This is a genomic window from Chromobacterium sp. INPA-IVC (genome assembly GCF_059047085.1).
On record NZ_JBTNLS010000006.1, the window covers coordinates 87,469 to 97,658 of the forward strand.

The window sequence follows — 10,190 nt, forward strand, 5'->3', positions numbered from 1 at the left end:
CGGTACATGGCGGCAATCCGTTTTCCGGACAGCCCATGCTGGAAACGATACAAGAAAGCGGTTCGACATCGCCCAGAATCGCCGCCGCGCCACGCTCAAAGACCAAGGAGAAACCGATGGAAGCGTCCCCCGCCTGTCCGCCGTTCGACGCCTGCAGCCCCAACCTGGCCGCATCGCTGCGACAGCTGTCGCTCTATTCCGGCAGCCTGAACCAGGAACAGATTCTTCAATTCCACCGCGCGCTGCGCCCCTCACCGCAAGACCTCGCGCCGTTCCGACGCTTCGACGACGCGCGCTACTGCCGCAACCGCATCTACCGCGACGAGCACTGCGAGCTATTGCTGCTGTGCTGGCGCAACGGTCAGCGCAGCCAGATCCACAACCACAAGGGCAGCCTGTGCGGGGTGCGGGTGATAGAGGGCGTCGCCACCGAGACCGTGTTCGAGACCACGCTCTCCGGCCAGCTGGCCGCGCGCGAAACCCGCGAGCTGGCCGCCGGCAGCCTAGTGATCAACGGCCATCTGGACATCCATCAGGTAGCCAATCTGCAAGCCGACGGCGGGGATCTGGTCACTCTGCATCTCTATTCGCCGCCACTGTCCCGGATGGAGCTGTTCGGCATGGAGCCTCAGCAGCGGCGGGTGCAATTGCTGGACGACTGTCTGGAATTCCAGATCTGATCCAGCCATAAAAAAAGGCGCGGCCTAAGCCGCGCCTTTTCTCATATCCAGACGGATATCAGAAGCGGTACTGCATCTGCACACCCAGCAGGTGGCCGGTGATCGACGAGTACTCGCCCTGCAGATGGCTGGACGTGCCGAACGGGCTATGGGTCGTGTTGTCGACCTTCTTGTCGCCCAGCGCGCGCAGGTAGGCGTAGCCGACATCGACACTGGCCTGCTTGCTGATCTTGTAGCTGGCGCCCAGGCTCAGCCACAGGCGGTTGGCGTCCGGGATCAGCGCGTTGCGATCCTGCGCGCTCGGCACCGGGGTGGTTTCATAACCCAGGCCGCTGCGCAGCGTCAGCGCGTCGCTGTAGAAGTAATCGCCGCCGACCGAGAACATCCAGCTGTTCTTCCAGTTGTTGGGAATACGGGTAGTGGTGTCGACCGTTCCGGTCGGCAAGGTTACCGCCGGGCTGCCCTTGACCACCAGCTGGTCGAAACGGCTCCAGCGGGTCCAACGCGCGGTGGCACCGACGGCGAACTTGCTGTTCAGCTTGCTGTAGCCGCTCAGCAGCAGCGACTCGGGCGCTGTCACTTCGGCGGAACCGGCGAAGGTGCCGTTCAGCTTCAGGCCCAGCGGCGCCAGCGGGCCGGCGGTCGGGAAGCCGGAGTTGGTGTAATCGCCTTCCGCCTTGTGATGGATCTTGGAGCGGTAGGACAGGCCGACGCGGCTGTCCTGATTGAACGAGTACATCACGCCCAGGTTGTAGCCGAAGCCCCAGCTGTCGGCCTTCAGCTCGCCGGTGGCGCCCGGCAGGTAGGCGCCCTTCTTCAGATCGGCCTGCGCGTACTGCGCCGACACGCCGGCGCCGAAGCTCCAGCGCTCATCCAGCTTGTAAGCCAGCGACGGGTTGATATCCACGGTCTTGATGGAGCTGGAGATGCCATTGTCGCGGCCGCCCCAGTTGTCGCTGTAGCGCGCCCCCAGGCCGAACGGCGTGGTGATGCCGATGCCGGCGTACAGCTTGTCGCTGATCTGATGGGTCAGGTAGGCGTTGGGGATCAGCTCGCCTGGCGCGCGGCCGTTGTCGTTGGCGGAAACGGTGCTCTTGCCAACGACGGTGCCAGTCACTGGATTGACGATGGTGGTCGTATTGCTGCCATTGAACGGCGCGTCGATCTCGGCGTAGGTGAAACCGCCCTGGACACGCGTGCCGGACAGCAGGGTCATCCCGGCCGGGTTGTAGAACACGGCGGACAGGTCGTCGCCGGCCAGGCCGGCGCCGGCGTAGGCGCGGCCCATGCCGAGCGCGCTTTGCTCGGTCAACTGGAAACCGGCTGCCTGCGCGGCGGGCGCGGCGGCGAACAGGGCGGCGATGGAAACGGACAACAGACTCAGGGAGCGGGGTGCGGCTTGCATTGTATTTTGAATTCCTGAAATGAATCGCGCCGGACGGGCCGGCGCAGCATGCAAACAGAATAAAAAGATAGTGCTTGCATCTTTTAGGGGGTGGAGTCTAAGCTCGAAATCCGCTCGCCGCAAGAGAAAAACATATCTTTGTTAAGCATTGCGAACCCGCCGCCACGCTACGGCGCCTGCCTCCGCCGCGGGCGGCTATGCTAGAATCAGCGCCCTGTCCCACACGCCCGCAAAGCCATTCAACGATGAAGAATCTGATCAGCAGCCTGGCCCTCGCCGCCCTGCCCGCACTCGCCTTCGCCGCCCCGGTGGCGGAGATGGTCACCAACAAGGGTAATATCGAAATCGCGCTGGATTCGGCCAAGGCCCCCAAGTCCGTCGCCAATTTCGTCGCCTACGCCAAGGCCGGCCACTACAATGGCACCGTGTTCCACCGCGTGATCGACGGCTTCATGATCCAGGGCGGCGGTTTCGATGCCAAGCTCAACCAGAAACCGACCCGCGCGCCGATCGCCAACGAGGCCAACAACGGCCTGAAGAACGACGTCGGCACCATCGCGATGGCCCGCACTTCGGATCCTAACTCCGCCACCGCGCAGTTCTTCATCAACGTCGCCGGCAACGACTTCCTCAATTACAGTTCGCCGACGCCACAGGGCGCGGGCTACGCCGTGTTCGGCAAAGTCACCAAGGGCATGGATGTGGTCAACCGCATCGCCAAGCTCCGCACCGGCAGCATGAACGGCATGCAGGACGTGCCGTTCGAGCCGGTCATCATCCAAAAAGTCACCATCAAACCGTAAGGCCGTCCCGCGGCTGCATCGCAAAGGAAAACGCAATGATCAAACTGACGACCAACTTCGGTGAAATCACCCTGGAACTGGACCACGAGAAGGCGCCGAAAACCGCCGCCAACTTCGAAGAGTACGTGAAGAGCGGCCACTACGACGGCACTATCTTCCACCGCGTGATCAACGGCTTCATGATCCAGGGCGGCGGTTTCGACGCCGACATGAACCAGAAACCCACCCGGGACCCGATCCAGAATGAGGCCAACAACGGCCTGTCCAACAAGACCTACACCGTCGCCATGGCCCGCACCATGGACCCGCATTCGGCGTCGGCCCAGTTCTTCATCAACGTCTCCGACAATGATTTCCTGGACTTCAAATCGGAAAGCAGCCAAGGCTGGGGCTACGCGGTATTCGGCCAGGTTGTGGCCGGCCAGGACGTGGTTGACCGCATCAAGACCATCCGCACCGGCCGCAACGGCATGCATCAGGATGTGCCGGTAGAGCCGGTGGTGCTGCAGAAGGCGGAAATCATCTAAGCCGTCCGTTTCAAAAATCCAGCCGGGGCCCAGCCCCGGCTTTGTCTTTCCCCGGATAAACCAGCAGCCATGGCCATTCATTTCATCTCCGACCTGCACCTCGCCGACGACACCCCGGCGCTCAACCAGCTGTTCCTGGACACGCTTGACGACTGGCGCGGCCGGATAGCGGCGCTGTACATCCTGGGTGACCTGTTCGAATACTGGGTGGGAGACGACGACGACTCCCCCTATCTGGAGGCGCCGCTGGCCGCGATGCGCGCATTCGCCGCCGACACCCCGCTGTACGTGATGCGCGGCAACCGCGACTTCCTGCTGGGCGCCGGCTTCGAAGCCCGCAGCGGCGCCAGGCTGCTGGACGACCCGACGCTGATCGAGGCGCATGGACAACGCATCCTGCTCAGCCACGGCGACGCGCTGTGCACCGACGACGCAGCCTACCAGCAGTTCCGCGCGATGAGCCGCAACCCGCAGTGGCAGCAGGCGATGCTGGCCAAGCCGCTGGCCGAGCGCCATGCCATTGCCCGCCACGCCCGCGCGCAGAGCGAGATGAACAAGCAGCAAACCGGCCTGACCGCGATCTCCGACGTCACCGAGACCGCGGTGCGCGAGCTTCTGGCCGCCCATGACTGGCCCACGCTGGTCCACGGCCACACCCATCGCCCCGCCCATCACCTTCACGACGCGTCCAGCCGCTGGGTGATCCAGGATTGGCACGACGACCGCGGCGGCTACCTGCGCCTGGATGAGCAGGGCATCGCTCAACTGCCGCTCTCCTAAGAACCGCTGACCAAACCCCTCAGCCTGCGTTGCGCCTCTCTGCCGCACGCGGGCGCTGCCTGCGGCGGCGCGCTCAAGCTCAGCGCCTCGGCGCGGGCTTGCCAACAGCGTCAAGCACTCCCCCGCCGCCACGCGCCGTTCCCCATTTCCCTAGCGAAAGACGAAGTGCCGAGCGGCCACAGCCAAAAATGATGCCATATCAATTTTTATTCAAACTCCCGGCCGGCTTTACAATCTATTAAAACTTGTCCGACTTTCTGCCCTGCCCACCCCAATTCAGCCTGGCCTCCTCTCTGCAAACTTCATTTAAAGACATATTTCTTTATTCTTTTTGCAATATTTGTTTATTGAAATGGAAATGACAATAGACTAAATTTGCCGCTTAAAAATAATTCCAAGCCGAACTAATCCAAACTGGTTGTTTTCCAGACATGAGCGCGCCTAGACGCCACGCGTATGCAGCGGCTCTCATGAACGCGAAATTTTCCAGCCAGGACAAGGCCCCGCCCTCCGCCTCACCCAAGTCATCCACTTGGTTTGCCATGCAATTGCCCATGCCTGACGGCAGGCCCGCTGCTGCGCATGAAAAATGCATCAGAACTAAAAATTGGTTTTTCTACATCTCAGGAAATGAAATGGATAAGAAGGCATACTTGCGCCCCTTGACTCTGGCCGTGCTCGCGGCCCTGGCCAGCCAGGCCGCGCTCGCGGAGGAAACCCAGCTGCAAACCGTCACCATCACCGGCGCCGGCGACAAGCTGGGCGTGGGATTGCTGCAGCAGCAGGAAGGCGCGCGCGCGCGCAGCGACGTCAGCAAGGCCGCGCTGGAGAAACAAAGCCCGACCTCCAACATCTATCAGGGCATCAACATGCTGCCCGGCGTCAACGCCTCCAGCCAGGACAACACCGGCATGTTCGGCGGCGCGCTGACCATACGCGGCTTCAACTCCGATCAGATCGGCGTCACCATCAACGGCGTGCCGGTCAACGACTCCGGCAGCTACAGCGTCTATCCGCAGGAATTCGTCGATCTGGAAAACCTGTGCCAGGGCTCGGTCACCCAGGGCTCGAGCGACACCGACGCGCCGCACATGGGCGCCAGCGGCGGCAATATGAGCTTCGTCACCTGCGATCCGGAAAAAGAGCGCCGCGTGCGCATCGCACAAAGCCTGGGCAGCAACAGCCTGCAGCGCACTTACATCCGCGGCGACACCGGCCTGTTCGCCGACGGCAAGGCCCGCGCCTTCGCCAGCTATTCGCACAGCGAAACCGACAAGTGGAAAGGCGCCGGCGGCATGAAGCGCGACCACGTGGACACCGGCATCCGCTATGACTTCAGCGGCGGCTACATCAACGCGTCCCTGCTGTACAACCGCCAGATCGGCAACGCTTTCGGCACCCCGACGTTGCAGCAGCTGCAGCAAACCGGCTATGGCTACGATTACGCCACCAACTTCATCCCGGGGCACCTGACGCCGAAGAACGGCACCGCGCAAAAGGAAACCGGGCCGACTCCCGCCTATTATCAGCTGCAGCAAAACCCGTTCGAGAACGTGATCGCCAAGGTGGACGCCGTGCTGAAACTGGGTCCGGACACTCGGGTCAAGATCCAGCCCTACTTCTGGTACGGCTACGGCGGCGCCACCAGCCAGCAAACGCAGTCCGAAAGCGCCTTCCTGAACAAGTCCACCCATACCGACATCGCGGCCAAGGATTTGAACGGCGACGGCGACACGCTGGACACCATCGTGGTCAACGGCAGCAGCATGACCCGCACCCGCCGCCCCGGCATCACCGTCACCATGGAGCAAAGCCTGGGCAACCACCTGCTGCAGGCCGGCGTATGGTACGAGCGCGCCCAGCACATCCAGACCGGACCGGAAAGCCTGACCAACGCCGACGGCAGTCCGCAGGACCCATGGATGCAATCCAATCTGGTCACCCGCCCGGACGGCAGCCAGTACCAGTACCGCGACTGGGAAACTGTCAGCACCGCCACCCAGCTGTTCGCCATCGGCACCTTCAACTTCCTGGACGACCGCCTCGGCATCAACGCCGGCCTGCGGACGCCGCAGATCAAACGCGAATTCACCAATCACGCCAACGATGGCTGCGGCGCCTCCAGCAAGACCTGTGCGGCGGCCTACGACTACACGATCAATAAAACCTACCGCGAAACCCTGCCCAGCTTCGGCATGCGCTACTACCTGACGCCCAAGCAGCAAGTGTTCTTCAACATCACCAAGAACTACCGCGCGGTGCCCAACTATGCGTACAGCAGCAGCAACGGCAATGTGCAGGTGATCAACGGCCAGGTGGTGATGACCAACGACGTGGTGCCGGAAACCTCGGTCAACACCGACCTGGGCTATCGCTGGCAGGGCGACATCCTGACGCTCAGCGGCTCACTGTTCAACGTGGACTTCAGCAACCGCCAGGCCAACTCCTATGACCCGGTGACGCTGAAATCGGTGAACATCAACGCCGGCGGCGTGCATACCTGGGGCGGCGAGATCGAGCTGGGCACCGTGCCGGTCAAGGGCTGGAGCGCCTACGCCTCGTTCACCAGCAACCACAGCGAAATCCAGAACAACCTGAACTGGAAGGACGCGTCCGGCAACAACACCCTGTTGCAGACCCAGGGCAACGACTTCCCGATGACGCCGCGCTGGATGGCCGCGCTGTCGCTGCAGTATTCGCCGGGCGCCTGGTATGTCCGCACCGACGTCAAGCACACCGGCAAGCAGTTCGCCACCCTGGTCAACGACGAGGTGGTGCCGGAGTACACGACGGTCGACCTGGATGCCGGCTACCGCTTCGGCAATATGGGCATGCTGAAAAACCCGACGCTGAAATTGAACCTCAGCAATATGTTCAGCACCAGCTACCGCATCCCGAGCTCGTACAAGGTCAATGCCGCCGACACCGTGCGCTACAACCTCGGCGCGCCGCGCAGCGTGGCGGTGACGATGCAGGTCGATCTGTAATCATCAACCCGCCCGATAGGAACAGGCCGGATATTCCGGCCTGTTTTCATTTATTCCGCTCCCGCAACGCCATTCCCTCCCTGCGCTTCAAGCGCCCACGCGACCGGTACTCCATCCAGCGGCAATCAAGGCATGAAAATCATGAAAACAAGGAAGAAAAGGAAGAATGGGGCAACCGCCCCTCTCTGGCCGCCCAGGCAACAGGATCAGAGGCTGGCCGGACGCCACACTGGCCACCAGCCGGCCTCCGCCGCCGCGCGGTGAGATACGGCGATGCCCGGCACCGCCAACAGTTCGCCATCCGCGCCGTACAGCAACGGCCAGCGGCGGCGCAGCAACGGCGGCACGCCGGCCTCGCGGAGCAGGTCCTTCACCTCGCGGCGCCCCACCCTGGCAGACAGTTTTTCTCCGCCTCGCCGCGGCGTCAGACTGGCGCCGTTTTCCAAAGCCTCCGCCGGCAAGCCGCGATCCCGCCATTCCCAGGCCAGTTCGCCGCCCCACTCCGGCAGCGGCTGAGCGTCGCCGCCGCGCCACAACAGCGCCGTGAAGGCCGGCGGTTCCGCCAGTGCTTTAGGCCAGGCCTGCAAAGTATCGGCAAAACGCAACAAACAACCCTTCGGCAACTTCAGAACCGGGCTGGCGCCCTGGTCCGCATGCTCAGCCTGCCGCAGAAACTCCAGCAAGGCGCCAGGCTCCGGCGCCGGCCAGCCCAGCGCATCCAGCCAGGCCAGCAAGACCTGGCGCCGGCGCGGCGCGGACAGCGCCAACAGCTGCGCGCAATCCAGTCCGTTTTCGGCCTGGCACCTCCCCAGATCCTGGCGCGCCACTTCGTCCAGAATGGCCGCGGCATCCGCCTGCAGCATCGCCGCGCGCGCCAGATGGCTGCGGTAATGGGGAAGCGCCCGCTCCAGCTGCGGCAGGATGTCGTGCCGCAGCAGGTTGCGGCGATAACGGGTGTCCAGATTGCTTTCGTCATCGACCCAGGACAGCCCCCGCTCCCGGACATAAGCCTCCAGCCGCGCGCGCGGAATCTCCAGTAGCGGCCTCCACAGCAGCTTGCCGGCCGACAGCTCGCGCAACGCCGGCATCGCCGCCAGCGCGCGCGCGCCGCCGCCGCGCAACAGCTGCAGCAACACGGTTTCGGCTTGGTCATCCTGATGATGGGCCAGCGCGATCACGTCGGCGGAGGAATGCCGGTAGACCGCGTAACGCGCCTCGCGCGCCGCCGCCTCGACGCTCTCGCCGCCCCCGGCGCGCACCTGCACCCGCTCGATGCGCAAAGGCACGCCCAGAGAGTCGCACAAGGCCTGGCAATGCTCGGCCCACGCGTCGGCGTTGGCGCTCATGCCATGATGGACATGCACAGCGGACAGCGTGAGCGCCGGCCGCCGCTCGCGCGCCTCGCACAGCAGCGACAGCAGCGCCACCGAGTCCAGCCCGCCGGAAAGCCCGACCTCAAAAGCGAAAAGGCCGGACAATTCGTCCGGCCAATGCTTGATCAGGCTGTCCGCCAGCTCAGGCTGCGTCTTCCTTGAAGCGGCCATAGCTCATCAGGCGGTCGAAGCGCTCTTTCAGCAGCGCGTCCATCGGTTTGGACTGCACTTCCTTCATCTCGTCCTGCAATACGCGTTTCAAGGTGGCCATCATCTGCGCGTGATCGCGATGCGCGCCGCCCACCGGCTCGGTGACCACGCGGTCGATCAGCCCCAGCGTCTTCAGACGCGGCGCGGTGATGCCCAGCGCCTCAGCCGCCTCAGACGCGCGCTCGGCGGTCTTCCACAGGATGGAGGCGCAGCCTTCCGGCGAAATCACCGAATAGGTGGCGTACTGCAGCATATTGACGCTATCGCCGACGGCGATGGCCAGCGCGCCGCCGGAGCCGCCCTCGCCGATCACGGTGACGACGATGGGCACGCGCAGGCGGGTCATCTCGTACAGATTGCGGCCGATCGCCTCGGACTGGCCGCGCTCTTCTGCGCCGATGCCCGGCCAGGCGCCGGTGGTATCAACAAAGGTGAACACCGGAATGCCGAACTTCTCGGCCAGCTTCATCAGGCGCAGCGCCTTTCTATAGCCTTCCGGATGCGGCATGCCGAAGTTGCGGCGGATCTTTTCCTTGGTGTCGCGGCCCTTCTGCTGGCCGATCACCATCACCGACTGGCCATTGAAACGGGCCAGACCACCCACGATGGCGGCATCGTCGGCAAACGCGCGGTCGCCGTGCAACTCTTCGAAATCGGTGAAGATGGCCTGGATGTAATCCAGCGTATAAGGACGCTGCGGATGGCGAGCCACCATCGCGATCTGCGAAGGCGTCAGCTTGGCATATAGAGTCTTGGTCAGTTCCAAGCTCTTCTTCTGCAGGCGGGCGATCTCTTCGGAGATATCCAGCACGGAGTCGTCCTGCACAAAACGCAGCTCTTCAATTTTGTTCTCGAGCTCGGCAATCGGTTGCTCAAAATCGAGAAAGGTCGGCTTCATTCTTACAATCATCCGTCAAACCTAATCGCGGCATGATACATGAGGCGCGAAGCAGCCGTCACCCGCAGACCCGGCAAAAAGCCGAAAAATTGGAGCAAATATTCAAAATCGGCGCTTTCCGCAAAAAAACTTACCCCGAGCACTTGCGCGAGCTTAAACCCTGTGCTTTAATTCGCCTCCTCGCTGAAACGCAAGCAGCGAAACGAATTCAGGGCGTTTAGCTCAGTTGGTAGAGCGTCTGCCTTACAAGCAGAATGTCGGCGGTTCGACTCCGTCAACGCCCACCAAAGTTTTCGGTTGGAGTGGTAGTTCAGTTGGTTAGAATACCGGCCTGTCACGCCGGGGGTCGCGGGTTCGAGTCCCGTCCACTCCGCCAACAGTTACAAGCAGTACCCGAATATCGGGCGTTTAGCTCAGTTGGTAGAGCGTCTGCCTTACAAGCAGAATGTCGGCGGTTCGACTCCGTCAACGCCCACCAAAGTTTTCGGTTGGAGTGGTAGTTCAGTTGGTTAGAATACCGGCCTGTC

General features: G+C 62.8%; 8 protein-coding genes and 3 tRNA genes. 8 read left to right on the forward strand and 3 right to left on the reverse strand.

Features of this window, described 5'->3' with window-relative positions; all coding sequences use genetic code 11:
* The first annotated feature begins 116 nt into the window (after positions 1-116).
* Positions 117-680: a cysteine dioxygenase gene (locus ACX17K_RS12120; protein ID WP_493774997.1), complete on the forward strand. Its 564-nt coding sequence runs from the start codon at positions 117-119 to the stop codon at positions 678-680.
* 58 nt (positions 681-738) lie between these two features.
* On the opposite strand, the gene ACX17K_RS12125 is transcribed toward ACX17K_RS12120, so the two are convergent.
* Positions 739-2,085: an OmpP1/FadL family transporter gene (locus tag ACX17K_RS12125; RefSeq protein ID WP_493774998.1), complete on the reverse strand. Its 1,347-nt coding sequence runs from the start codon at positions 2,083-2,085 to the stop codon at positions 739-741.
* A gap of 245 nt (positions 2,086-2,330) precedes the next feature.
* Here ACX17K_RS12125 and ACX17K_RS12130 point away from each other — a divergent pair, with 245 nt between their 5' ends.
* The 4 genes from ACX17K_RS12130 (at position 2,331) to ACX17K_RS12145 (ending at position 7,182) form a co-directional block, all read left to right on the forward strand.
* A complete protein-coding gene (locus ACX17K_RS12130; protein WP_347752073.1) occupies positions 2,331-2,888 on the forward strand; it encodes a peptidylprolyl isomerase in 558 nt (185 codons plus the stop codon).
* Positions 2,889-2,923: 35 nt separating this feature from the next.
* A complete protein-coding gene (locus ACX17K_RS12135) occupies positions 2,924-3,415 on the forward strand; it encodes a peptidylprolyl isomerase (protein ID WP_231151756.1) in 492 nt (163 codons plus the stop codon).
* Between the two features lie 69 nt (positions 3,416-3,484).
* Positions 3,485-4,195: a UDP-2,3-diacylglucosamine diphosphatase gene (locus tag ACX17K_RS12140; protein WP_493774999.1), complete on the forward strand. Its 711-nt coding sequence runs from the start codon at positions 3,485-3,487 to the stop codon at positions 4,193-4,195.
* 635 nt (positions 4,196-4,830) lie between these two features.
* The gene (locus ACX17K_RS12145) at positions 4,831-7,182 is read left to right on the forward strand and encodes a TonB-dependent receptor (protein ID WP_493775000.1); all 2,352 of its coding nucleotides are present in this window, start codon (positions 4,831-4,833) and stop codon (positions 7,180-7,182) included.
* A gap of 206 nt (positions 7,183-7,388) precedes the next feature.
* Here ACX17K_RS12145 and tilS read toward each other — a convergent pair whose 3' ends face one another.
* Together tilS and ACX17K_RS12155 are read right to left on the reverse strand one after the other, a co-directional pair.
* Complete coding sequence (gene tilS / locus ACX17K_RS12150; RefSeq protein WP_493775001.1) at positions 7,389-8,726, reverse strand: tRNA lysidine(34) synthetase TilS; 1,338 nt, start codon at positions 8,724-8,726, stop codon at positions 7,389-7,391.
* Entirely contained in the window at positions 8,698-9,663 is a 966-nt protein-coding gene (locus ACX17K_RS12155) for an acetyl-CoA carboxylase carboxyltransferase subunit alpha (RefSeq protein ID WP_493775002.1), read from the reverse strand. The genes tilS and ACX17K_RS12155 overlap by 29 nt, the downstream gene beginning before the upstream one ends.
* 211 nt (positions 9,664-9,874) lie before the next feature.
* Here ACX17K_RS12155 and ACX17K_RS12160 point away from each other — a divergent pair.
* The 3 genes from ACX17K_RS12160 (at position 9,875) to ACX17K_RS12170 (ending at position 10,141) form a co-directional block, all read left to right on the forward strand.
* A tRNA-Val gene (locus tag ACX17K_RS12160) sits at positions 9,875-9,950 on the forward strand.
* A 12-nt stretch (positions 9,951-9,962) separates the two neighbouring features.
* A tRNA-Asp gene (locus ACX17K_RS12165) sits at positions 9,963-10,039 on the forward strand.
* Between the two features lie 26 nt (positions 10,040-10,065).
* Positions 10,066-10,141, forward strand: a tRNA-Val gene (locus ACX17K_RS12170).
* The last annotated feature ends 49 nt before the right edge of the window (positions 10,142-10,190 follow it).

What these genes read in the sequence shown, in the direction of transcription:
- ACX17K_RS12120 (WP_493774997.1), top strand. Translation starts at nt 117, where the DNA reads ATGGAAGCGTCCCCCGCCTGTCCGCCGTTCGACGCCTGCAGCCCCAAC.
- ACX17K_RS12125 (WP_493774998.1), bottom strand. Translation starts at nt 2,085, where the DNA reads ATGCAAGCCGCACCCCGCTCCCTGAGTCTGTTGTCCGTTTCCATCGCC.
- ACX17K_RS12130 (WP_347752073.1), top strand. Translation starts at nt 2,331, where the DNA reads ATGAAGAATCTGATCAGCAGCCTGGCCCTCGCCGCCCTGCCCGCACTC.
- ACX17K_RS12135 (WP_231151756.1), top strand. Translation starts at nt 2,924, where the DNA reads ATGATCAAACTGACGACCAACTTCGGTGAAATCACCCTGGAACTGGAC.
- ACX17K_RS12140 (WP_493774999.1), top strand. Translation starts at nt 3,485, where the DNA reads ATGGCCATTCATTTCATCTCCGACCTGCACCTCGCCGACGACACCCCG.
- ACX17K_RS12145 (WP_493775000.1), top strand. Translation starts at nt 4,831, where the DNA reads ATGGATAAGAAGGCATACTTGCGCCCCTTGACTCTGGCCGTGCTCGCG.
- tilS (WP_493775001.1), bottom strand. Translation starts at nt 8,726, where the DNA reads ATGGCCGCTTCAAGGAAGACGCAGCCTGAGCTGGCGGACAGCCTGATC.
- ACX17K_RS12155 (WP_493775002.1), bottom strand. Translation starts at nt 9,663, where the DNA reads ATGAAGCCGACCTTTCTCGATTTTGAGCAACCGATTGCCGAGCTCGAG.